Raw genomic sequence first — 24,027 nt, forward strand, 5'->3', positions numbered from 1 at the left:
GAAGCTCATGACTGCTGCTACCGGTAATGTCGCTGCCGAAAAGGCGAAACAGATCATGGCACTGGCGGCCAGCCCCGCGGACATGCACGCGGCCGTGCAGGGCTTTCAGACCGGGACGAGCTTTCTCGACATCGCCGACGCATCGGTCGCCATGGTCAAGTCGTTAAACGCGCTGCAGGAAGTTCTGCTGAAGATTCCGGTCATAGGCACCACCGTGGTTGTGGGGGAGTTCGCCGTGATTGCGGCCAAGGTGACGCAAGAACGCAAATCCCACGGCTACGTCACGGCGGCCACGCGTGAGCAGGCGACGGGGGCGCTCTTCAGCCTGGCGTCCGGACTCGGCTTCGTCGCCGCAGGTGCCGTGGCGCCTTTCGCGGCGCCCGCTTTCGTAGCAGTCGGCGTACTCCTCGCCGGCGCTAGCATCTATAGCGGCGTGCTGGCTACGACCCAGGGCGTGGCCAGCAAGGCGCTAGAGGCCGACATTGTCTCGGCGGCCGCCGGTGCACTGGAGCAGCTGAACAAGTTCTCTCAGTTTCGATGGGTCGCGGACGACAAGCGGGCAAGCGAGCTCTTGAAGGAGGAGCAGCCCTTGCTCTACCCGATGGTGGAGATGCTGCACTTCCTCGCGCCGACGTTGAGCGTCGCCGACGCCGTAAGAATCCTGGACAGCAGCGACACACGGGTCGATTTGCGCGAGGCGTTCACGGCCCTGAATGCCATTCGGCGCCTGATCACGAATGAGTACGTAGTCACGACGCTGACCGCCGAGGCGTACATGTCGGCCCTGGTCGATACCTACGACGCCCTTCAAACGCAGAACAAGCTCGGGCAATACACCATCCAGGCTTGGCCAACGCAGGCGAACACACTTTACGAGATGGCGAAGGACAGCGCGGATGTGCGAACGGCCATGGTCCTTGGTGCGCCGTTCTACATCATCGGTGCGTTGGCGCGCCCACTCGCGCCGGAGGCGACCACGCTGTTCAATTCGGCGACGGGGCAAGGAGCGCTGACGGAAGAATGGCTGCGCGACCGCTCCTATTTCATGACAGAGCTGGCGGGATTTCGCACCGACGATCTGCCACTGAACTCGAACGGATCGTTCAGCCGCCAAGGGCGGGAATCGTTCAACATCCGCTATGAGGACGAACTTTCTAAGTCGAGGATTGAGATCTTCGCGAACCGACCCACGCCGACAACCCTTCCGACGCGCTTGGTCGTTTTCGGCACCGAGGAAGTCGATTCCATCGCTGGAGAGGGCGAGAACGACAAGCTGTACGGCGGCTCCGGCGCCGACATCCTCCAAGGCATGGGCGGCGATGACTACCTTGAAGGCGGGGTTGGCGCGGACACGTACCTGTTTGCTGACAGCTTCGGGAACGATGTCGTGTTCGACGCCGACGGCCTAGGCCTCATCCAAATCAACGGTGATTCGATTGGCGAGGCGGAGGGTACTGGACGTTGGAACAGCTGGCGGGCGATGGTGGGTGCCGGCAACTATGCGCAGCTCACACTGTCCGAGCTGGCGGGCGGAGCGGGCTATGCCCTGACCATCGCACCGCAGGGCGGCGGCAGTGTCACTATCAAGAATTTCGATCTGGCGAAAGCGCAGGGCGTTACCGGCTATCTTGGCCTGAAGCTGGAGGCCACGAACAAAGTCGCGCTTCTGACGCAGAACGAGAACTTCTGGGGCAATCCTGGAGCACAACTTACTTCGCTTGCCGGGAAGAGTCGAACCATTCAGGAGAACGGATCCGCGCCTTTCACTGTCAGCTTGAGCCAGGCAGCGAAGGCAGGCGATACCGTCTCCCTGCAGTTGCAAGGGCTCAGTGATAAGGGCGTGAGCATTCTCGTCAACGGTGAAGAAAGGAAAGGGGAAACGGTCACCCTCGCGCTTATGGAAGGCCAGGTTCTGTTGGGTTTTTCTCTGATCCACGACGGCCAGCTTGACGCTGACGCTGCCGGCTCGCTGAAGGTGGTGTTCAACGGTGCGGCAGGGACGGCCGAATCGAATACGTGGGACCTGACGCTTCGGGACTCCGGTGGCAATTCTGCTGTGCTGAAAGGGGACATCTTGGCCAGGACCACCCTGGCCAGCAATGACGTGTTCCGCTTTGACACCGAAGGTCGGCGCCTCGCTGTGGTCCGGCAGGGCGAATCGATCTTCATGCGCGATTCGTATGGGAACCTGGTCGCCGGTGGCGACATCCTGGTCACCAGCAACACCATATTCGGCACGGCCGAGAACGACCGGATCGAAGGTGGGATCGGCAACGACGCGCTCTCCGGCGGCGCCGGGAACGACCGCATCCTCGGCGGGGCCGACGATGACATGATCGCCGGCGGCTCCGGCGACGACATCATCGACGGGGGCGATGGTGACGACTACATCAGCAGCTCAGCCGTCGTGTACGACGCTGTGCAGCAGTTCGGGCCGTTCGACGACTGGCTGTCCTGGGGGCTACCGGTGGGATCGACCGTGCTTGCCCATGGAAGTGGATGGGGGGTCTTCAACCAAGGTGGAGCAACGCATTGGAGTGGCATGAGTTCCACTTCCACATTGGCCCAGAGCGACTTCATCGATGGCGGTGCGGGGGACGACCACATCATCGCGAGCTGGGGCAACGATCGAGTCGTCGGTGGTCTCGGGAAGGACACGGTTGCCGGGCTTGCGGGTGACGACACCATCAACGGCGGAGACGGAGACGACGATCTTTGGGGCGACGGGAAGTTGGCCGCAGGATTGTTGGACAGTACTCCAGGAAACTCTCACGGATCGGACTTCATCGATGGAGGCGCGGGCGCTGACCGCATCCGTGGGGGCGGTCAAGGAGACCGGCTGTTTGGTGGGGACGGCGACGACAGCATCTGGGGCGACACCGCCGCCGCCAGGAGCGACGATGCCGAGTTTCTCTCCTTTGGACACCACGGTGGGGACTTCATCGACGCTGGCAACGGCAATGACTACGTCGAAGGCAATGGAGGCGATGACGCTCTATACGGCGGTACAGGTGACGACACGTTGTGGGGGGACACCGATGTCCTGAAGCTTTCTCCCACCCTGATTTCCGAGTCGGCAGCGTGGGGTGCCGACACCTTGGATGGCGGGACAGGCAACGATGCTCTCGTCGGCGGCGGAGGCGATGACAGGCTGTCAGGTGGGGCGGGGGATGACGTTCTGATGGGTGACCAAAGTGAGGCCACATTTGCTGGAGCCGTCAGCGGCAGTGACTGGCTGGACGGCGGCACAGGGAATGATCGTCTCTACGGCGGCGGGCGGAATGACGCTCTCCGCGGCGGTGATGGGAACGACGTTCTGTGGGGCGACGACCGCGAATCCGTCCTGTCTGGCGCATTCCACGGCGATGACATGCTCGACGGCGGTGTCGGCAATGACCAGCTGGTGGGCGGCGGTCGTTCCGACATTCTCGTGGGCGGTGAAGGTGATGATGTGCTGCTGGGTGACGATAGTCAAACCCGGCTGCAATCAACCTTCCACGGGGACGATCAGCTCGACGGTGGAGCGGGAGATGATCTTCTGGCCGGCGGCGGCGGTGACGACCACCTGCTGGGCGGCGTTGGAAACGACATCCTGATCGGCGACGACGTCGCTGGTGCCATCGACGCGGAGGCAGAAGGTGCCGACTACCTGGACGGCGGCGCAGGGGACGACCAGCTCTTCGGAAGTGGCGGCGACGACGAGCTTCATGGGGGTGATGGCAACGATTACCTGGTAGGCGGTGCAGGCAACGACACGCTGGACGGTGGCGCCGGGACTGAGATCCTGATCGGCGGGGGCGGCGACGACATCCTGATCTCCGACGGAGGCGACACCCTGGCGGGTGGCGAAGGTGACGACACGTACGTCCTGTCAATCCGAGACGAGGGCACTGCTCCGTCCGTGATTGACGATCAAGACGGCCACAACCGCTTGGTCTTTGAGGGCGAGGGGGCCGCGGATGTCACGCTTTTCGTGCGGAACGGGACTGTTTTTGTCGGTGCAAACGGCAAGCCGCTTGTGACATTGACTGCTGGAACCGGCCTGGAGGGCTTGTCCGTCTCAGATGGCTTCGGTGGCGGGGTTTCATTGCAGCAAATGGCCGAAGCGGAGGATGCCTCGGGCCGTGTTCACAGCAAGGAGATGGTCGGCGGCAGGCTGGTCAGCACTGCCGGGATCAGCACGAGCCAAGTCCTTCTGGGGAGCGGCATGGCTGATGCTCTTGACGGTGGGAGTGCGGCAGACAGCCTCGATGGAGCCGGCGGCGACGACATCCTCGATGGGGGGGCCGGTAACGATGTGATCTTTGGCGGCGGAGGGAACGACCTGATCGTGGGTGGTGCGGGCGATGACGTGCTCTCCGGCGACATGTCGAGCGTGACCGACGAGGAAGGCACTGACGTCTACCTGTTCAATGTGGGAGACGGGCACGACATCATCACTGCACCAGTCGACGCCGACGCGGGCGACCCCCGGGATGTGATCCAGTTTGGCGCAGGGATCACGGCCGATTCGATGCAGTTCATCCGGGGTGGCAGCGACGCTAGCAGCAGCTTCGGTGAGTTCACGATCGCGTATGGAAATGGCGACTCTGTCACTCTGTCGCCCGGCGCGTTTGCTTTGATCGAGAAGCTGCAGTTCTCCGATGGCACGACGATGGGGCGGGACGAGGTGTTTGCCCGCATCCTCCATGCGTCCACGCCGGATGCGCCCAGCGGCCGCCGGATCTTGATAGAGGAAGACGAAGCCTCAGGGCTCATCGTCGGTGGCAGCGGCGCCGACATCCTGATCGGCTCCTCTGGAGAAGACGTTCTCGTCGGGGGGGCAGGGAACGATGTGCTCGACGGGAATTGGGGGCAGAACACATACGTGTTCGGCGCCAACGACGGCGCGGATGTGATCCAAGGTGAGCAGCAAGACGGCGCCGAGCACGACACTCTTGTCTTTACCGGCGCACTGCTCTCGGAGCTCGAGTGGTTTCTCGACCGGAACGACATCGTGGTGCGGCAGCAGTCGGGCTCGTTCGTGCGAATCAGGGATGCCGGCAACAAGATCTGGGACTCGCAGGGGGAGTGGATCGTCCGCGACAAAGAAGGGCAGGAAACGTCGTTGTTGTCATTGCCGAGTCCGGAGCAGCCGGAAGAACCCCTGTTACTGGCTGATCGCCGGTCGCAGTTTGTCGCGAGACAGCAGTCCCAGCTGATGACCATGCCGCAACGGGTTGCGGGTGCCGCTCTTGGCTGGACAGCTGTCGCAGTGCCGACTTCGTTCCAACAGATCGAGTACCAGATGGACGGCAACGTCTTCGTTCACGGAACCTATCTCGAGCAGAAGGACCATGTCGAACGGAAGACCGGCTATGTCACGCTGCCGATCTACACGACGTTCACCCAACATATTCCAGCGGGGCTGGGACCCGTGATCCCCTCCAACGGTTCTGTGCCGCCGGGGGCAACACCTGTCTACGAATACCGTGTTGCAGACGGGCCTATGGAGCCCGGGGAGGTGGAGGGTGGCAGCATGTTCTGGGAGAACGGAACCATCCGTTACTACGGCCGGGTCGTCGGGTACCAGTACCCGGCGCCGGAAAGATTCGTCGAGGTCACTCAGCTGGTTGGCTACCAGTCGTATCCCTATCAAAAGACCGTAACCGTTGCCGACGACTCAGCGAGACAGAGCTCCGTCCTGGGCACCAGTGGCGATGACTTGATCGTTCCCGGGACTGGCAACGGTGCTCAGCCGGTGCTGTTCCGCGGCACGATCAGCACTGGAAACGGGAACGATCAGGTTCTCCTTCAGAGCGGGGCTGCCGGGTGGTCTTGGAGCCGCTTCCAGGACTGGCGTGCCAGTGAGTCCCGAGGGCAAGAAGGTGCGCCGTCTGACTACGATCGAGGGCTCGGCGCCTGGCTGGATCTTGGCGCCGGCGATGACATCGCCACCGGCACCGACGGAGACGATTTCATCATCGGTGGCACCGGCAGCGACTACATGGACGGACAGGCCGGGGCGGATACGTACTACGTCGGGTTCGCGCCAGGAGATCTCGACCGTATCTCGGATCTGGCTTACCAAGGCTTCTGGATAGGCGACGACGCGGCATTTGGCGAACCCAACCGCGACGTCGTCGAGTTCGATGACACGGTCGACGTCTCCTCCTTGACGTACCGCTGGACGAGGTCGGCACTGGAGGCGGCGGATGCGCCTGCGGGCTCGGTGCGTACCCTCCAATTGTTCTCGGGAGGTCAGCACTTCCTTGACATCGACTATCTCGATTCCTATGTCGATCAGCATGGCCTTTCGGGGATCGAGGAGTTTCGGTTTAGTGACGGGCTGACGACGGGGCTGGACGGACTCCTGAGTACCATCAGCCCCTTCTCGCCGCCATCTCCGCCGGAGGTCGTGGCGCCGCTGGTAAGTCAGTCGATTAGCAGCGGCTCAAGCTTCTCCATCGCAGCCGGATCTAGCTTCTCCGACCCCGACGGGACTACGCTAACGTTCACCGCGATGCTGCTGGACGGCTCTGAACTCCCATCGTTCCTCGTCGCCGATCCCATGACCGGGTTGATCTCGGGACAGACAGCTCACGCGGACGTCGGTACTTACGTGATCCGCGTGGTGGCGACGGATGCCGATGGGATGTCTGCGGACTCGGTTCTCGATCTCACGGTGACGCGGAGTAACAGCGCACCTGTCCTGACGCAGCCCGCCACGTTCGCCATCAGCTCGTTCACGAACCAGGAAGTCGTCTGGCAAGTGCCGGCTGGCACTTGGACTGATGATGATCCAGGTGATACGTTGCGCTATTCCGTTTCTTCAGCGACGGGCAATGCCTTGCCCGACTGGCTGGACTTCGACACGGCCTCGGGGACACTGACTGCCAATGCGCCTTCCGGGGACTGGGCCCCATTGCAGTTGCTCGTAACGGCCATTGATCAGGTGGGCGCCGTGAGCCTCCCGATCCAAGTCGAGTTGCGCGTCACCCAAGCACCCTCGGTGGTTTGGCGTGGGACGGACGCTGACGAGGGGAAGTTCGGCTGGCTGGGCGACGATGACCTGGACGGCCGCGGCGGGAATGATTGGTTGTGGGGTGACGCAGGAAACGATCGGCTCGCCGGCGGGGATGGCATAGACGTCCTGACCGGGGGAGATGGGCATGATCTGCTGAACGGCGGCGCGGGAAACGATCAACTACAGGGCGATGCCGGCAATGACCAACTCGTCGGTGAAGACGGCGATGACACGCTCATGGGCGGTGCGGGGAACGACCTTCTGGAAGGAGGTGCCGGAAACGACCACTTGTCAGGAGAGGAAGGTGACGATCATCTGGTTGCCGGGGATGGCTACTCCGTGCTTGACGGGGGTAGCGGAAACGACCTCCTGGAAGTAGGAGATGGCGGTGGGGAGCTCTACGGAGGCGACGGCGACGATACCTTCATCATCGGTCACGGGTTCGGCGATGTGTCCATCTTTGATGGAGAAGGACGAAACGTCCTCTCGTTTGAGCACTTCACGTCTTCGCAGCTTGCTTTCACCCGCTTTTTCTCCAGCCTATATGTCACGGAAGCGGAAACAGGGCACCGCGTCGAAATAGTGGGTTGGTTCGAGGCTGTGGCACCAGGGTTCACCATGGTGTTCAGCGACGACGAGCGGTGGGGTTCCGGCGAAGTGAGCGCACATCTTGAAGTGGCAATCTCGGCTACGGATGACATCGTGTGGGGAAGTGCGAGTGACGACACCATCCTCACGTTGGGCGGAAACGACCAGGCGTGGGGAGAAGCAGGAAACGACTATCTCTCTGGCGGAGATGGAGACGACATCCTGTGGGGTGGAGCGGGCGATGACACGCTGGAGGGAGGCGCTGGAAACGATCGTCTTTCAGGGGAGGACGGCAACGATCATCTGATTGCAGGGACCGGGTATTCGATGCTCGAGGGGGGCACTGGGAACGACGTGCTGGTGGCGGGCACCGGCGGGGCGGAGCTCTACGGCGGCGAGGGTGACGATACCTTCGTCATCGGCCAGGACATCGGTCAAGTGTTCATCTCCGATTTGGAAGGGAGCAACGTTCTCTCCTTCCAGACTCTGTCGTCTTCGCAGCTTGCGTTCACCCGGTTTTTCTCCAGCCTGTACATCACCGAAATCGGGACCACGAACCGTCTCGAGGTGGTCGACTGGTTCGACGCGCCGTTACCCGAACTCGCTGTGACGTTTGGAACCGGCGAGCGCTGGAGCACGGAGGAACTCCAGGCGAATGTCAAGCTTGCCGAGGTGTCGACCGGAAACGACATGGTTTGGGGCACCGGTGATGACGACATCATCTCGTCACTCGCGGGGAGCGATCGCATTGCGGCCAATGGGGGTAACGACGTCGTTGATGCAGGAGGGGGAGACGACGAGATCTACGGCGGGGGCGGATTGAACATCCTCAAAGGTGGCTCGGGCGGTGATTACATCGACCTTAGCGGCGGGATGAGCCTTGCCGACGGTCAGTCGGGGACGGACATCCTCATTGCGGGGATTGGGCACCAGTTTCTTGTCGGCGGAGAAGGCGAGGATGTCGTCGACCAAGCTTGGTGGCGAGGGCAGCAAGGCGGGGGCAATGTCATCGCCTTCAACCGGGGCGATGGACGGGACGTGGTTCGAACAACCGGTGAAGTCGGTGTGCTGTCGCTGGGCGGCGGTCTGTCGATGAACGACCTGAGGCTTTCTGCCGATCTGGAAATGGGAAGTCTGACGATCGAATTGGGCGGTGGCGACTCGCTCGTGTTTGAAGGTTTGCTCTCTCTTGCAGCCTCAGAAGAGGCGCGGATCTGGACGCTGCAAGTGGTTGGCGATGAGTCGGCTCAGGTCTTTGACCTGTTGGCCGCAACAAGGGAGTATCTGCAGGCCAAGCAAGCGGACCCGAGCCTTGGCCAGTGGAACCCATCGGCCAGCCTTCTGACTCACCAGATTGCTGTGGCTCCGGGTTTAGCCTTCGGAGGCGCTCTGGCATACGAATACGCTCGCAGCGGAACCACTGGAGCGCTGACAGCGGCGGAGATCCAGTCGGTGCTGGCATCGCCTGATTTCGGGTCTGCTCCGCAACCAGTACTGCCAACGGCGCAGCTTGGGACCGATGGGCCTGACTCGATCTCCGGAGGCGAACTCGCGGACGTTCTTCATGGAAGGGCGGGTGACGACGCACTGGAGGGCGGTGGGGGCGACGATCTCTTGCTGGGGGGGGCCGGGAACGACCATCTGGATGGAGGCAGTGGTCTCGACACCCTGTACGGCGGGACCGGTGATGACACCTATTTCGTGTCCGGCGATGGTGACGTGATCGTGGAATGGGGCGGGGAGGGCCTTGACACTGTGAACACCAGCGCAGACCTCGTGCTTGGCGCGGAGATCGAGAACGGCCGCGTTTGGAACACGATCGCGGGCGTGAGTCTCACGGGGAACGGCTTGGACAACCAGCTGATCGGCGGAGTTGGAGCTGACATCCTTGCCGGAGAGGCTGGCAATGACCAGCTTGCCGGCGGGCGCGGCTCGGACGTCTACTTCTTCGGTCATTGGAGCGGGCAAGATCGTATCGAAGAGGACGATCTTGCCCCTGGGGCCCTCGACCTTGTGCAGTTCGGCGCGGACGTCGGCAGTGACCAGTTGTGGTTTCAGCGCTCCGGAGATGATCTTGCCATTACGGTCGTTGGCAATGATGGCGATGTGCTGACTGTGGCGGGGTGGTACCTTGGTGCCCAGCACCGCATCGAGGTGTTCTCTGCCGGCGACGGAAAGTCATTGACCGAAGCCGATGTCCAGAGCCTCGTCCAGGCGATGGCTAGTTTCGCTCCGCCGCCTGCGAGCGCAATGACCGCGCTGACGGACGACCGGTCCGGGCTGCAATCCGTGCTTGCAGCCAATTGGCATTGACGTTCGGTGGAGAACTGCTGGCTGGCTGGCGGGCCGGCTGGGTTCTCCACTGCTGGGACCTCAAGGACGCTGGCCAGCCTCTGCGGCAAGCTGCTTGAGCTATCTCGGCGTGGCAGGACAAGGTCCATCCGCCGGCCGCGGCAACGCAGCCACCGCACGGTCCCTCACAATCGTGCCAGGCACCGGCTCGCCGGCCGGGCACTGCCACCAGGAGACGACATGGACAAGGACCTCTTCGACAAAGGCCTCGCCACCCGGCGCGAGGTGCTCGGTGCGGAATACGTGGACAACGCGATCCGCAACGCCGACGACTTCAACCGCGAGATGCAGGAGCTGGTGACCCAGTACTGCTGGCACGAGATCTGGAACCGCCCGGGGCTCGAGCGCCGCACCCGCAGCCTGCTCAACCTGGCGATGATCACGGCGCTGAACCGGCCGCACGAGCTCAAGCTGCACGTGCGCGGCGCGCTCCACAACGGCGTCAGCAAGGACGAGATCAAGGAGGTCTTCCTGCAGGCCGCGATCTACTGCGGCGTGCCGGCGGCGATCGACAGCTTCCGGGTCGCGAAGGAAGTGTTCCAGGAGATGGACCGCTGACCATGGCCGCCGACAGCCTCTCGCCCGACACGCTGGCGCAGCTGCAGGCCTGGCAGGGCCGCAGCGAGACCCTGCACGACGAGGTCACCGCGGCGCCGGTGCGTGGCTTGTCGGCCACGCTCGACCGTGACGATCCGCCGCCTGCCGCGGGGGACGAGGTGCCGCCGCTCGCGCACTGGCTGTACTTCCTGCCCCAGCACCGGCAGCGCGAGATCGGCCCGGACGGCCATGCCCGGCGCGGCGGCTTCCTGCCGCCGGTGCCGCTGCCGCGCCGGATGTGGGCGGGCGGTCGGCTGCGGTGGCACGAGCCGCTGCGGGTGGGCGACGCCGTGCGCCGGGTCTCCACGATCGCGTCGGTGACGCACAAGGCAGGTCGCAGCGGCGACCTGCTGTTCGTGCTGGTGAAGCACGAGGTGCACGGCCCGCGCGGGCTGGCGCTGACGGAGGAGCACGACATCGTCTACCGCGGCGCGCCACGCGCGGGCGACGCCGCGCCGGCGCCGCAGGCGGCACAGCGCGAGGCGCCGTGGCTGCGCGAGATCGTGCCCGACGACGTGCTGCTGTTCCGCTACTCGGCGCTCACCTTCAACGGCCACCGCATCCACTACGACCGCCGCTACGTGACCGAGGTCGAGGGCTATCCGGGCCTGGTCGTGCACGGCCCGCTGATCGCCACGCTGCTGGTCGACCTGGTGCGCCGGCAGCAGCCGGGCGCGCGCATCGCGGCGTTCCGCTTCAAGGCCGTGCGGCCGACGTTCGACCTGCATCCGTTCCGCGTCCAGGGGCGGCCCTCGGCGGATGGCCGCACGGTGGCGCTGTGGGCCAGCGACCACGACGGCTGGCTGACGATGGAAGGCGAGGCCGAGTTGGCCTGATTCCGGTGCGGGTGCCAGGCAGCGTCCGTCGCCCGTGCCACTCTCCCATCCACGTCCCGACGACAACGTTCCCGATGCGAGCAACCCGATGAAGACCCAGATCCCCACCCCCGACGCGCACCAGGACCTGCGCGAGGCGCTGCGCAGCCTGTGCCGCGGCTTCGACGCCGTCTACTGGCAGAAGGTCGACACCGAGCGCGGCTACCCCGAGGCCTTCGTGAACGCGCTGACCGAGGCCGGCTGGCTGGCCGCGCTGATCCCGCAGGAGTACGGCGGCTCGGGCCTGGGCCTGGCCGAGGCTTCGGTGATCATGGAGGAGATCAACTTCTCCGGCGGCAACGCGGGCGCCTGCCACGGCCAGATGTACAACATGGGCACGCTGCTGCGGCACGGCTCGCCCGAGCAGAAGCGGCAGTACCTGCCCGGCATTGCCAGCGGCCGGCTGCGGCTGCAGTCGATGGCGGTGACCGAGCCGACCACCGGCACCGACACCACGCAGCTCAAGACCACCGCCGTGCGCAAGGGCGACCGCTACGTGGTCAACGGCCAGAAGGTCTGGATCTCGCGCATCCAGCACTCCGACCTGATGGTCCTGCTGGCGCGCACCACGCCGCTGGCCGAGGTCCGGCGCAAGAGCGAGGGCATGAGCATCTTCATCGTCGACCTGCACCAGGCGATCGGACAGGGCATGGCGGTGCGGCCGATCCCGAACATGGTGAACCACGAGACCAACGAGGTGTTCTTCGACAACCTGGAGATCCCGGCCGAGAACCTGATCGGCGAGGAAGGACAGGGCTTCCGCTACATCCTCGACGGGCTGAACGCCGAGCGCACCCTGATCGCGGCCGAATGCATCGGCGATGCGTACTGGTTCGTCGACAAGGCCCGTCGGTACGCCAGCGAGCGGGTGGTGTTCAACCGCCCGATCGGGCAGAACCAGGGCGTGCAGTTCCCGATCGCCGATGCCTACATCGAGACCGAGGCGGCGAACCTGATGCGCTGGCGGGCCTGCGGGCTGTTCGACGCCGGCAAGCCCTGCGGCGCCGAGGCCAACATGGCCAAGTACCTGGCGGCCAAGGCCTCCTGGGAGGCGGCGAACGTCTGCCTGCAGACGCACGGCGGCTTCGGCTTCGCGCACGAATACGACGTCGAACGCAAGTTCCGCGAGACGCGCCTGTACCAGGTGGCGCCGATTTCCACCAACCTGATCTATTCGTACGTGGCGGAGCACCTGCTGGGCCTGCCGCGTTCGTTCTGAAGGAGACCGCCATGTCGCAAGACCGCGGCGAACTGGCCGCCTTTGCCGCCGGCCTGCGCTTCGAGGCATTGCCTGCCAGCACCGTGCGCAAGATCGAAGACCTGTTCGTCGACTGGGTCGGCTCGGCGCTGGCCGGGCGCGGCGCGCGGCCGGTGCAGGCGATCCTGCGCTTCACCGCCGCCATGGGCAACCCGGCCGGTCCGAGCGAAGTGCTGGCCGACCGCACCCGCAACAGCCCGTACCTGGCGGCGATGGCGAACGCCGCCGCCTCGCACGTGGCCGAGCAGGACGACGTGCACAACGGCTCGGTGTTCCATCCGGCCACCGTGGTGTTCCCGGTGGCCCTGGCCGGCGCGCAGGCGCTGGGTGCCAGCGGGCGCCAGTTGCTGGCGGCTGCCGTGGCCGGCTACGAGGTCGGCATCCGGGTGGGCGAGTTCCTGGGCCGCTCGCACTACAAGGTGTTCCACACCACCGGCACCGCCGGCACGGTGGCGGCTGCGGCCGCGGCGGGCAACCTGCTCGGCCTGGATGCGGGCCAGATGCGTCACGCCTTCGGCTCGGCCGGGACCCAGGCCGCCGGCCTGTGGGAGTTCCTGCGCACGGCGGCCGATTCCAAGCAGCTGCACACCGCGCACGCCGCCGGGGCCGGCTGGATGGCCGCGTGGCTGGCCCGCGACGGCTTCACCGGTGCCGAGCGCATCTTCGACGGGCCGCAGGGCCTGGCGGCGGGCATGTCCCGCGATGCCGACCCGGCCCGGCTGGTCGACGGGCTGGGCAGCCGCTGGGCCACCGAGGAGACCTCGTTCAAGTACCACGCGTCCTGCCGCCACACGCATCCGGCCGCCGACGCGCTGCTGCAGGTGGTGCGGCAGCACCGGCTGGCGCCGCACGACATCGGCCAGGTGGTCGCGCACGTGCACCAGGGCGCGATCGACGTGCTCGGGCCGGTGGTCGATCCGCGCACCGTGCACCAGAGCAAGTTCTCGATGGGCACGGTGCTCGCGCTGGTGGCCCACCATGCGCACGCCGGGCTCGGCGAGTTCGACGCGCACTACCGCGACGCCGCCATCACCGGCCTGCGCGATCGCGTGCGGATGGAGCTCGATCCGGAGGTCGACAGCGCGTATCCGCGCCGCTGGATCGGCAAGGTGACGGTGCACACCACCGACGGCCGGGTGCTGCATGGACGGGTCGACGAGCCCAAGGGCGATCCCGGCAACACGCTCAGCCGCCCCGAGATCTCGGACAAGGCGCTGCGGCTGGCGCAGTACGGCGCACCCGGCGAGGCCGGGATGCAGCAGGTGCTCGACCGGCTCTGGACCATCGCGCAGCAGCCGCGGGTGGGCGCGCTGCTCGCCAGCCCCTAGCTCATCCGCCGGGGTCGACCTCAAGGAAAGTGCGGAGTGCGGCGCCCGGATGCCGGGGGTAAGGTCATGCGTCCTTGTCCTTTCGGGGGAATGCCTGTGATCCGCAACTTCCGGCCGCTGCTGGCCGCTTCGCTCGCCGTCCTCTCGTTTGCAGCCGCTGCCCAGGCCGGCTTCCCCGACCGGCCGATCGCCCTGGTGGTGCCGTTCGCGGCCGGCGGGCCCACCGACGTGGTGGCGCGCATGATCGCCATCCCGATGACCCGCCAGCTCGGACAGACCGTGACGGTCGAGAACGCGGTGGGGGCGGGCGGGACCATCGCCGCGACCAAGGTGGCCCGCGCCCAGCCCAACGGCTACACCATCTTCCTGCACCACATGGGCATTTCGACGGCGCCGGCCCTGTACAAGAAGCTGCAGTTCGATCCGATGAAGGACTTCGAGTACATCGGCCAGGTGGTCGACGTGCCGATGACCCTGCTGGCGCGCAAGGACTTCCCGGCGAACACCTTCCAGGAACTGCAGGCTCACCTCAAGCGCGAGGGGAACAAGGTGTCGCTCGCCAACGCCGGCCTCGGTGCGGTGTCGCACCTGTGCGGGCTGCTGTTCCAGAGCCAGATGGGGGTGGAGCTGACGACGGTGCCGTTCAGCGGCACCGGGCCGGCGATGAACGCGCTGCTGGGCAGCCAGGTCGACCTGCTGTGCGACCAGACCACCCAGACGGTGCCGCTGATCAAGGACGGCCGGATCAAGGTGTTCGGCGTCACCACGGCCAAGCGCCTGGATGCGCTGCCCAATGTGCCCACGCTCGACGAACAGGGCCTCAAGGGCTTCGAAGTCAAGGTCTGGCATGGGATGTACGCCCCCAAGGGCACGCCGCAGCCGGTGATCGACAAGCTCAACGCCGCGTTGCGCGTCGCCCTGCAGGATCCCGAGGTCAACAAGCGCCTGGCCGAGCTGAGCTCCGACATCGTGCCGATGGACAAGGTCACGCCGGCAGCGCTGCGCAGCCACCTGGAAGCGGAGATCAACAAGTGGGGCCCGGTGATCCGCAAGGCCGGCGTCTACGCCGACTGACGCTGGACGGCGCGGCAGCCGCAGCCACTGTGGTGCGACGGCGGCAGCCCACGCCTGGTCCTGCGCCGTGTGCTGGTGTGCCCGAAGGTCGTCCGACATAATACGACCGTGCAACCGGCGACCCTCCGCAGATCCCGCTCCCTGACCAGCGACCTGGTCCAGGCACTGGGCGACCGGGTCCGCGATGGCCGCCTGCAGGCCGGCACCAAGCTGCCGCCCGAGGGCGCGATCATGGAGGAATTCGGCGTGAGCCGGACCGTCGTGCGCGAGGCCATCTCCCGGCTGCAGGCGGCCGGCATGGTCGAGACCCGGCACGGCATCGGCACCTTCGTGCTCGGCCACGGCGATGCCAGCAGCTTCCGCATCGCGCCCACCCAGCTCGCGACCCTGCAGGACGTGATCGGCGTGCTGGAGCTGCGCATCGGCGTGGAGACCGAGAGTGCCGCGCTCGCTGCGGCGCGGCGCACGCCCGAGAACGTGGCGTCGCTGCGCTCAGCACTCGAGGCTTTCCTGGCCGCGGTGGCGCAGGGCCGCGACGCCGTCGGGCCCGACTACCAGTTCCACCTCGAGATCGCCCGCGCCACCCAGAACGCCCACTACGCCGACCTGATGGCCACGCTGGGCGGCTCGATGATCCCCCGCGCGCGCCTGGAGAAGGCCGAGCCGCTCACGCCCGAGCGCGAGGACTACCTGCGGCGGGTGAACGTCGAGCACGAGAGCATCCTGGCCGCGATCGAGCGCCAGGACCCCGAGGCGGCGCGCGCCGCCATGCGCACCCACCTGGCCAACAGCCGGGAGCGGCGGCAACGCGCCGCCGCGGCCAGCCCCGGCAACATCCGCTGACAGCGTCCGTGCTTCCCCTGATGTCGGACCGCGACATCAGTTGTACGATGTCTTACCTCAACCCGGAGCGACCATGACGCCGAACGAACTGAAGCTGGCGCTGTCCAGCGGCCTGCTGTCCTTTCCCCTGACGGACTTCGACGCGCAGCTGCGCTTCGAACCGCGCGGCTACGCGGCCCGGCTGGAGTGGCTCATGCCCTATGGCGCCACCGTGCTGTTCGCCGCGGGCGGCACCGGCGAGTTCTTCTCGCTCGAGCCGTCGGAGTTCTCGCAGGTGGTCCGCACGGCCGCCGACACCTGCCGCGGCCGGGTGCCGATCGTCGCCGGCGCCGGCGGCGGCACCACGCTGGCCATCCGCTACGCGCAGGAAGCCGAGCGCAACGGCGCCCAGGGCGTGCTGCTGCTGCCGCATTACCTGACCGAGGCCAGCCAGGACGGCCTGGTCGCGCACGTCGAGGCGGTGTGCCGCAGCGTGAAGATCGGCGTCATCGTCTACAACCGCGGTGCCACGCGGCTGACTGCCGACTCGCTGGCCCGCCTGGCCGAGCGCTGCCCCAACCTGATCGGCTTCAAGGACGGCCTGGGCGACATCGAACGCATCGTCTCCATCCGCCAGAAGCTGGGCGACCGCTTCGTCTACATCGGCGGCATGCCGACCCACGAGGTCTATGCCAACGCCTACAAGGCGCTGGGCGTGCCGACCTATTCGTCGGCGGTGTTCAACTTCATCCCGCGCACGGCGATCGAGTTCTACAACGCCTACGCCAGCGGCGACACCGCCACCACGAGCCGCCTGCTCAACGAGTTCTTCCTGCCCTACCTCGAGATCCGCAACAAGGGCGAGGGCTATGCGGTCAGCATCGTCAAGGCGGGCGCCACTGTCGCCGGCCACAGCGCCGGCCCGGTCCGCCCGCCGCTGTCGGACCTGAAGCCGGCCGAGGTCGAGCAGCTGACCACCCTGATCCGCAAGCTGGGCAGCCAATAGACCCGGCGCGACGTTCCGTCCAACCAAGGAGACAAGCATGAAGAAGATCCTGCTCGGCGCCGTGCTGGCGCTGGCCGCCGCCGCCCCCGCGTTCGCCGCCTACCCCGACAAGCCCGTCACGCTGGTGGTGCCGTTCCCCCCGGGCGGCTCCACCGACGCCATCGCCCGGGTGCTCTCGCAGAAGCTGCAGGAGAAGCTGGGCGGCAGCTTCATCATCGACAACAAGCCCGGTGCGACCGGCACCATCGGCGCGGCGTTCGTCAAGCGCGCCCCGGCCGACGGCTACACGCTGCTGGTGTCGTCGCTCGGTCCGTTCGTGATCGCGCCGCACCTGATCAAGGGCGTGCAATACGAGGCGCTGAAGGATTTCGACCCGATCACGGTGGCGGTGCAGGCGCCCAACGTGCTGGTGGTGCCCGTGAACTCGCCCAACAAGACGGTGGCCGAGCTGCTGGCCAGCCTCAAGCGCGACCCGCGCAAGGTCAGCTTCGCCTCCTCCGGCAACGGCTCGTCCGACCACCTCTCGGCCGAGCTGTTCTGGCAGCAGACCGGCACCGAAGGCCTGCACGTGCCGTACAAGGGCGGCGGCCCCGCCATCAACGACCTGCTGGGCGGCCAGGTGGATGCGGCCTTCGTCAACATCAACAGCATCATCCAGCACATCAAGGCTGGCAAGGTGCGCGCGCTGGGCATCTCGTCGCAGCAGCGCTCGCCGCTGCTGCCCGAGGTCGCCACGCTCGACGAACAGGGCGTCAAGGGTGCCGAGGTGCAGTCGTGGCAGGCGGTCGCCGCGCCCAAGGGGCTGCCGGCGGACGTCCGCGCCAGGCTGCACGGCGCCATCGTCGCGGCGCTGAACGATCCGGACGTCAAGCCCAAGCTGCTGGCGCAGGGCTTCGAGATCGTGGCCAACACGCCGGAACAGTTCGGCAAATTCCAGGCCGTCGAGTACGGTCGCTGGAAGCAGCTGATCGAAACGCGCAAGATCACGGCAGACTAAGCAGTCCCGGCGTGCCCGGCTGCGCCCGGAGGCGCCACCGGCGCCGGCGCGGCCGGCGGCCGCCGTGGCGGGCCCGGGCCGGGCCTGATCGACGGCCGTGAACACGCAAGGAATGCCTTCTCCATGACATCGACTCCCCGCCGCATCCGGATGCATCCCGCCGACAACGTGGCCATCGTCGCCAACGACGGCGGGCTGGCGTCCGGCGCGGCCTTCGACGACGGCCTGGTGCTGCGCGAGCGGGTGCCCCAGGGCCACAAGGTGGCGCTGGTGGACATCCCGGCCGGCGGCGCGGTGCGCCGCTACGACGTGGTGATCGGCCGTGCGTTGAAGGACATCCCCGCCGGCAGCTGGGTGCACGAGCGCCTGCTGCACATGCCCGAGGCCCGCGGGCTGGACGACCTGCCCATGGCCACCCGTGCCCGCGCGCCGTCGGCGCCGCTGGAGGGCTACACCTTCGAGGGCTACCGCAACGCCGACGGCACCGTCGGCACGCGCAACGTGTTGGCGATCACCCAGACCGTGCAGTGCGTGGCCGGCGTCACCGAGTTCGCGGTGGACCGGATCAAGAAGGAGCTGCTGCCGCGCTACCCCAACGTCGACGACGTGGTGGCGCTCGAGCACGGCTACGGCTGCGGCGTCGCCATCGACGCGCCCGATGCGAAGATCCCGATCCGCACCCTGCGCAACATCAGCCTGAACCCGAACTTCGGCGGCGAGGTGATGGTGGTGAGCCTGGGCTGCGAGAAGCTGCAGCCCGAGCGCCTGCTGCCGCCCGGCAGCATCCCCCTGGTCGACCAGCGCGACGGGCAGGCGCAGGCCGCCCTCGACGTGGTCTGCCTGCAGGACAACGCCCACGTCGGTTTCATGTCGATGGTCGATTCGATCGTGCGGCAGGCCGAGGTGCACCTGCGGCGCCTGGACGCGCGGCGCCGCGAGACGGTGCCGGCCAGCGAGCTGGTGGTGGGCGTGCAGTGCGGCGGCAGCGACGCCTTCTCGGGCGTCACGGCCAACCCCGCGGTGGGCTTCTGCACCGACCTGCTGGTGCGGGCCGGCGCCACCGTGATGTTCTCGGAGACCACCGAGGTGCGCGACGGCGTCGCCCAGCTCACCTCGCGCGCCGCCACGCCCGAGGTGGCGCAGGCGATCGTGCGCGAGATGGCCTGGTACGACGACTACCTGCAGCGCGGCAGCGTCGACCGCAGCGCCAACACCACGCCGGGCAACAAGGCCGGCGGCCTGTCGAACATCGTCGAGAAGGCGATGGGCTCGATCATCAAGTCCGGCACCTCGGCCATCTCCGGCGTGCTGTCGCCCGGCGAGAAGCTGCCGCACAAGGGCCTGTTCTACGCCGCCACGCCGGCCAGCGACTTCATCTGCGGCACCCTGCAGCTGGCCGCCGGCATGAACCTGCACGTGTTCACCACCGGCCGCGGCACGCCCTACGGCCTGGCCGAAGTGCCGGTCATCAAGGTGGCCACCCGCACCGACCTGGCGCGCCGGTGGCACGACCTGATGGACGTGAACGCCGGCCGCATCGCCGACGGCGAGGCCAGCGTCGAGGACGTCGGCTGGGAGCTGTTCCGCCTGATGCTCGACGTCGCCAGCGGCCGCAAGAAGACCTGGGCCGAGCAGTGGAAGCTGCGCAACCAGCTCGTGCTGTTCAACCCCGCCCCCGTGACCTGACCTTTCCTTCGCACCCCATGTCCTCTCCCGTCGTCAAGACCATGCGCGTCGTCCCCGTGGCGGGACGCGACGGCATGCTGCTGAACCTCTCGGGCGCGCACGCGCCCTTCTTCACCCGCAACCTCGTCATCGTCACCGACAGCGCCGGCCAGACCGGCGTGGGCGAGGTGCCCGGCGGCGAGAAGATCCGCCAGACGCTGGAGGACGCGCGGCCGCTGGTGGAAGGGCGCCCGCTCGGCGAGCTGCAGTCGATCCTGAACCGCATCCGCACCATGTTCGCCGACCGCGACGCTGGCGGCCGCGGGCTGCAGACCTTCGACCTGCGCACCACCATCCATGCCGTGACGGCGGTGGAGTCCGCGCTGCTCGACCTGCAGGGCCAGCACCTGGGCGTGCCGGTCGCGGCGCTGCTCGGCGAAGGCCAGCAGCGTGATGCCGTGCAGATGCTGGGCTACCTGTTCTTCGTCGGCGACCGCCGCAAGACCGACCTGCCGTACGCCAGCGAGCCCGATGCGGCCGACGACTGGGCGCGCCTGCGCCACGAGGAAGCCCTCACGCCGGAAGCCATCGTGCGACTGGCCGAAGCGGCGCACCAGCGCTACGGCTTCCAGGATTTCAAGCTCAAGGGGGGCGTGCTGAGCGGCGATGCCGAAGTCGATGCGGTCACGGCGCTCCACGAACGCTTCCCGCAGGCCCGCGTCACGCTCGACCCCAATGGCGGCTGGCTGCTCAAGGACGCGATCCGCCTCGGCCGCAGGATGCAGGGCATCGTCGCCTACGCCGAGGATCCCTGCGGGGCGGAGGAGGGCTTCTCGGGCCGCGAGGTGATGGCGGAATTCCGCCGCGCCACCGGCCTGCCCACCGCCACCAACATGGTGGCCACCGACTGGCGCCAGCTTGCGCATGCGCTCTCGCTGCAGGCGGTCGACATCCCGCTGGCCGATCCGCACTTCTGGACCATGGCCGGCTCGGTGCGGGTGGCGCAGACCTGCCGCGACTGGGGCCTGACCTGGGGCTCGCATTCCAACAACCACTTCGACGTGTCGCTGGCGATGTTCACCCACGTCGGCGCGGCCGCGCCCGGCAAGGTGACGGCGATCGACACGCACTGGATCTGGCAGGACGGCCAGCGCCTCACCAAGGAGCCGCTGCGCATCGAGGGCGGCTACGTCCAGGTGCCCAAGAAGCCCGGCCTGGGCATCGAGCTGGACATGGCCGAGGTCGAAAAGGCCCACGCGCTGTACCGGCAGCACGGCCTGGGCGCGCGGGACGACGCGGTCGCGATGCAGTTCCTGGTCCCCGGCTGGAAGTTCGATCCCAAGCGGCCCTGTCTGGTGCGCTGAACGCGGCGGCCGGCAGCAGCGTCGCCGCACATCCGGCGTCCGCGCTCAGGCCGCCGCCGGCCCCTCGACCGAAAAGCGGTACGCGATCTCGCCCTGGCGCTGCTCGCCCGCTTCCAGCCGGGTGGGCGGGAAGGCCGGCTGGTTGGGCGCGTCGGGCAACTGCTGCGGCTCCAGGCAGAAGCCCGCCTCCGGCCCGTAGCGCCGGCCGCCCTTGCCGCAGTGGCGCGGGGCGCTGCCGTCCAGGCCGCTGGCCGTGAAGAACTGCAGCCCTGGCGCATCGCTCCAGGCCTCCAGCACGATTCCGGTGGCAGGCGCCACCGCCCGCGCCAGCCGCCGCAGCACGCCTGGCCGGGGCTGCAATGTCGCCACCCAGCAATGGTCGAAGCCGCGGGTGTCCGGCGCCCCCCTCGCCAGCCGCGCCAGCGCCGAGGCCAGGTCCGGACCCTCGCGCAGGTCCCACGGGGTGCCGTCGACCGGCAGCAGCTCGCCGGTGGGAATGCGGCCCGGGTCGACGGGCAGCACGTGGTCGCAGGCGATCGCGATGCAGTGCCCGCGCGCGTGCGGGGAGGACTGGCCCTCCAGGTTGAAGTACGGGTGCGCGGTGACGTTCAGGACGGTCGGCGCGTCCAGCGCCTGGGCGCGCCAGCCGATCGCCAGCTCGCCGGGGTCGCGCAGGCGGTACGAGACGTCGAGCCGCAGCGTCCCGGGAAAACCGTCCTCCTCGGGATGGAAGGTCCAGCGCAGCAGCGCGTGCTCGGCCGACTGCGACAGCACCTCGAACACCTGGTGCCGGCTGCCGGCCGGGCCCCCGTGCAGGCAGTGCGGCCCGTCGTTGGGCGGCAGCGTCCAGGTCCGCCCGTCGAGCACGAAACGCGCGTGGGCGATGCGGTTGGCGTAGCGGCCGACGATCGCGCCCATGCTGGGCAGGCCGGCGCGCAGCTGCGCCAGGCTGTCATGGCCCAGCACGACGTCGTGCCAGTCGCCACCGCGCCCGGGCACCACCAGTTGCAGCAGCCGTGCGCCGTGCGTGCAGACCGCCGCGCGCAGCCCGCCGGGGCTTTGCAGCATCAGCAGCCGGATCGGCCGGCCCTGCCCGGGGCCGGCGAAGGCCGCGGGATCGAGTGGGGCAGGGTGCGTCATCGTACAAGTCGAGTTCGTCGGTCCGGGCGCACGAGGCGCGTCCGCCCGGCGGCCGGCCGGCCGGGCAGGCCGGGATGCCGTCGCCCGGAAGCCGCCAGGTCAGTGTCGCCGAGGATGGCCGTGTCTCGCAGGGCGGTCGTCTCCGGGCAAACCCCGACGCGGCGGCGTTGACAGCGGCCGGCCTGTGCAGCGACATTTGTTGTACGACAACTGACAACAAAGCATGCTTGCTCAACCCGCCACCGCCTTGCGCTGGCCGCGCCTGCTGTTGACCGGTGCGGCCGGCGGCCTCGGGCGCGAACTGCGCCCACGCCTGCGTCGCTACTGCGACGTGCTGCGCCTGTCCGACATCGCCGTGCTCGAGCCGGCCGGCGAGGGTGAAGAGGTGGTGCAGCTCGACCTGGCCGATGCCGATGGCGTGCGCAGCCTGCTGACCGGCGTCGATGCCGTGGTGCACCTGGGCGGCGTCTCCACCGAGCAGCCCTGGGCCGCCATCCTCGGCGCCAACATCGTGGGCGCCTACAACCTGTACGAGGCGGCGCGGCGCCAGGGCGTGCGGCGCATCGTGTTCGCGAGCTCCAACCACGTGATGGGCTTCTGGCGGCAGGACGAGGTGGTCGACGCGCAGTCGCTGCCCCGACCCGACGGCCTGTACGGCCTGAGCAAGGCCTTCGGCGAAGACCTCGCGCGGCTGTACTGGGACAAGCACGGCATCGAAACGGTGGCGCTGCGCATCGGCTCGTCGTTCCCCGAACCGCGCGACCGGCGCATGCTCAAGACCTGGCTGAGCTACGACGACCTCGAGCGGCTGGTCGTCGCCAGCCTGTCCGCCCCCGTGGTCGGCTGGAGCGTCGTCTACGGCATCTCGGACAACAGCGCCGCCTTCTACGACAACCGGCTGGCGCGGCACCTGGGCTACCGGCCCCGCGACAGCGCCGACGTGTTCCGCGACCGCATCGAGGCGCGGCAGCCGGTGCTGGACCCGAACGATCCGGCGACCATCTACCAGGGTGGCGCCTTCGTGCGCACCGGGCCCATCGAATGAGCGCCTTTCCCGGCATCGAGGTCGCGGCCGCCACGCGCGACCAGGTCGGCGAGAGCCCGGTCTGGTCGCCTGGCGCGGGCGCGCTGCACTGGGTGGACATCGAGGGCCGCTGCGTGCGCCGGCTCGACTGGGCGAGCCGCGCGGTGAGCAGCTGGCAGCTGCCCCAGCGGGTGGGCTGCATCGCGCCGCGTGCGGCCGGGGGGCTGGTCGCCGGGCTGGAAGACGGGGTGTACGCGCTGGCGCTGCCGCCGCAGGAGGCCGACGCGGCCCCCACGCTGCGCGCCGCAGTGGCGCATCCGCGGCCCGACATGCGCTTCAACGATGGCCGCTGCGACCGCGCGGGCCGCTTCTGGGCCAGCACCATGGTGCGCGACATGGGCCTGGGCTCGCCGCTGGGGAGCCTCTACCGCTACGACGCGCGGGGCCTGTCCGCGCCCCTGGTCACCGGCCTGGTCACCGGCAACGGGCTGGCGTTCAGCCCCGACAACCGCATCCTGTACCTCTCGGATTCGCACCCCGACGTGCGCCGCATCTGGCGCTGGACGCTGGACGACGACGGCACCCCGCTCGACCGCCGCGAATTCGTCGACATGCGGCAGCACCCCGGCCGGCCCGACGGCGCCGCCATCGATGCCGAAGGCTGCTACTGGACCTGCGCCAACGATGCCGGCGTGCTGCACCGCTTCACCCCGGACGGCCGGCTGGACCGCAGCATCCGGCTGCCGGTGTCCAAGCCCGCCATGTGCGCCTTCGGCGGCCCCGGCCTGGACTGGCTGTTCGTCACCAGCATCCGCCCCGCGCGGCCCGTCGACGGCTTCGACGCCGCGCTCGACGGGGCGCTGCTGGCCCTGCGCCCGGGGGTGACCGGCCTGCCGGAAACGCCCTGCCTCGACTGAATCCACGCTCACAG

Annotated in this window: 14 protein-coding genes; 13 read left to right on the plus strand and 1 reads right to left on the minus strand. The window is 67.7% G+C overall.

From position 1 onward, the window contains the following. The first annotated feature begins 7 nt into the window (after nt 1-7). The 11 genes from VFE82_RS06385 to gudD all read left to right on the plus strand — a co-directional run bounded on the left by VFE82_RS06385 (nt 8) and on the right by gudD (nt 20,932). Nucleotides 8-9,907, plus strand: coding sequence for a putative Ig domain-containing protein (locus tag VFE82_RS06385; protein ID WP_324999417.1), 9,900 nt, complete (start codon nt 8-10; stop codon nt 9,905-9,907). Between the two features lie 219 nt (nt 9,908-10,126). Further along, nucleotides 10,127-10,504 (plus strand): 4-carboxymuconolactone decarboxylase, encoded by a 378-nt coding sequence (gene pcaC / locus VFE82_RS06390; protein ID WP_324999419.1) that lies wholly within the window; start codon nt 10,127-10,129, stop codon nt 10,502-10,504. Nucleotides 10,505-10,506: 2 nt separating this feature from the next. Beyond that, nucleotides 10,507-11,379 carry an FAS1-like dehydratase domain-containing protein gene (locus VFE82_RS06395; protein WP_324999420.1) on the plus strand — a complete coding sequence of 291 codons (873 nt, stop codon included), beginning with the start codon at nt 10,507-10,509 and terminating at the stop codon, nt 11,377-11,379. A gap of 88 nt (nt 11,380-11,467) precedes the next feature. After that, nucleotides 11,468-12,637, plus strand: coding sequence for an acyl-CoA dehydrogenase family protein (locus tag VFE82_RS06400; protein ID WP_324999920.1), 1,170 nt, complete (start codon nt 11,468-11,470; stop codon nt 12,635-12,637). Between the two features lie 11 nt (nt 12,638-12,648). Beyond that, nucleotides 12,649-14,004, plus strand: a complete 1,356-nt coding sequence (locus VFE82_RS06405; protein ID WP_324999421.1) for an MmgE/PrpD family protein — start codon at nt 12,649-12,651, stop codon at nt 14,002-14,004. A 96-nt stretch (nt 14,005-14,100) separates the two neighbouring features. Beyond that, complete coding sequence (locus tag VFE82_RS06410; protein ID WP_414708728.1) at nt 14,101-15,078, plus strand: tripartite tricarboxylate transporter substrate binding protein BugD; 978 nt, start codon at nt 14,101-14,103, stop codon at nt 15,076-15,078. A gap of 108 nt (nt 15,079-15,186) precedes the next feature. Then, entirely contained in the window at nt 15,187-15,921 is a 735-nt protein-coding gene (locus VFE82_RS06415; protein WP_324999423.1) for a FadR/GntR family transcriptional regulator, read from the plus strand. Nucleotides 15,922-15,994: 73 nt separating this feature from the next. After that, the gene (gene kdgD, locus VFE82_RS06420; RefSeq protein ID WP_324999424.1) at nt 15,995-16,906 is read left to right on the plus strand and encodes a 5-dehydro-4-deoxyglucarate dehydratase; all 912 of its coding nucleotides are present in this window, start codon (nt 15,995-15,997) and stop codon (nt 16,904-16,906) included. 37 nt (nt 16,907-16,943) lie between these two features. Then, nucleotides 16,944-17,903 (plus strand): tripartite tricarboxylate transporter substrate binding protein, encoded by a 960-nt coding sequence (locus VFE82_RS06425; RefSeq protein WP_324999425.1) that lies wholly within the window; start codon nt 16,944-16,946, stop codon nt 17,901-17,903. Nucleotides 17,904-18,026: 123 nt separating this feature from the next. After that, nucleotides 18,027-19,589 carry a galactarate dehydratase gene (garD, locus tag VFE82_RS06430; protein WP_324999426.1) on the plus strand — a complete coding sequence of 521 codons (1,563 nt, stop codon included), beginning with the start codon at nt 18,027-18,029 and terminating at the stop codon, nt 19,587-19,589. 17 nt (nt 19,590-19,606) lie between these two features. After that, on the plus strand, nt 19,607-20,932 hold the full coding sequence (gene gudD, locus VFE82_RS06435; protein WP_324999427.1) for a glucarate dehydratase: 1,326 nt from the start codon (nt 19,607-19,609) through the stop codon (nt 20,930-20,932). 45 nt (nt 20,933-20,977) lie between these two features. On the opposite strand, the gene VFE82_RS06440 is transcribed toward gudD, so the two are convergent. Beyond that, nucleotides 20,978-22,072, minus strand: a complete 1,095-nt coding sequence (locus VFE82_RS06440; protein ID WP_324999428.1) for an aldose epimerase family protein — start codon at nt 22,070-22,072, stop codon at nt 20,978-20,980. 223 nt (nt 22,073-22,295) lie between these two features. Here VFE82_RS06440 and VFE82_RS06445 point away from each other — a divergent pair, with 223 nt between their 5' ends. Together VFE82_RS06445 and VFE82_RS06450 are read left to right on the plus strand one after the other, a co-directional pair. Further along, nucleotides 22,296-23,117, plus strand: a complete 822-nt coding sequence (locus tag VFE82_RS06445) for an NAD(P)-dependent oxidoreductase (RefSeq protein WP_324999429.1) — start codon at nt 22,296-22,298, stop codon at nt 23,115-23,117. Beyond that, nucleotides 23,114-24,013, plus strand: a complete 900-nt coding sequence (locus VFE82_RS06450) for an SMP-30/gluconolactonase/LRE family protein (protein WP_324999430.1) — start codon at nt 23,114-23,116, stop codon at nt 24,011-24,013. Before VFE82_RS06445 ends, VFE82_RS06450 begins: the two co-directional genes overlap by 4 nt. Nucleotides 24,014-24,027: the final 14 nt, after the last annotated feature.

It is taken from the genome of Ramlibacter sp. (assembly GCF_035655895.1).
Classification (GTDB): Bacteria; Pseudomonadota; Gammaproteobacteria; order Burkholderiales; family Burkholderiaceae_C; genus Ramlibacter.

Excerpts from the sequence above, each read along its gene's own strand:
- VFE82_RS06385 (WP_324999417.1), top strand. The coding sequence starts at position 8 with ATGACTGCTGCTACCGGTAATGTCGCTGCCGAAAAGGCGAAACAGATC.
- garD (WP_324999426.1), top strand. The coding sequence starts at position 18,027 with ATGACATCGACTCCCCGCCGCATCCGGATGCATCCCGCCGACAACGTG.
- VFE82_RS06425 (WP_324999425.1), top strand. The coding sequence starts at position 16,944 with ATGAAGAAGATCCTGCTCGGCGCCGTGCTGGCGCTGGCCGCCGCCGCC.
- VFE82_RS06395 (WP_324999420.1), top strand. The coding sequence starts at position 10,507 with ATGGCCGCCGACAGCCTCTCGCCCGACACGCTGGCGCAGCTGCAGGCC.
- VFE82_RS06440 (WP_324999428.1), bottom strand. The coding sequence starts at position 22,072 with ATGACGCACCCTGCCCCACTCGATCCCGCGGCCTTCGCCGGCCCCGGG.
- gudD (WP_324999427.1), top strand. The coding sequence starts at position 19,607 with ATGTCCTCTCCCGTCGTCAAGACCATGCGCGTCGTCCCCGTGGCGGGA.
- VFE82_RS06445 (WP_324999429.1), top strand. The coding sequence starts at position 22,296 with ATGCTTGCTCAACCCGCCACCGCCTTGCGCTGGCCGCGCCTGCTGTTG.
- VFE82_RS06450 (WP_324999430.1), top strand. The coding sequence starts at position 23,114 with ATGAGCGCCTTTCCCGGCATCGAGGTCGCGGCCGCCACGCGCGACCAG.
- VFE82_RS06405 (WP_324999421.1), top strand. The coding sequence starts at position 12,649 with ATGTCGCAAGACCGCGGCGAACTGGCCGCCTTTGCCGCCGGCCTGCGC.
- VFE82_RS06400 (WP_324999920.1), top strand. The coding sequence starts at position 11,468 with ATGAAGACCCAGATCCCCACCCCCGACGCGCACCAGGACCTGCGCGAG.
- pcaC (WP_324999419.1), top strand. The coding sequence starts at position 10,127 with ATGGACAAGGACCTCTTCGACAAAGGCCTCGCCACCCGGCGCGAGGTG.
- kdgD (WP_324999424.1), top strand. The coding sequence starts at position 15,995 with ATGACGCCGAACGAACTGAAGCTGGCGCTGTCCAGCGGCCTGCTGTCC.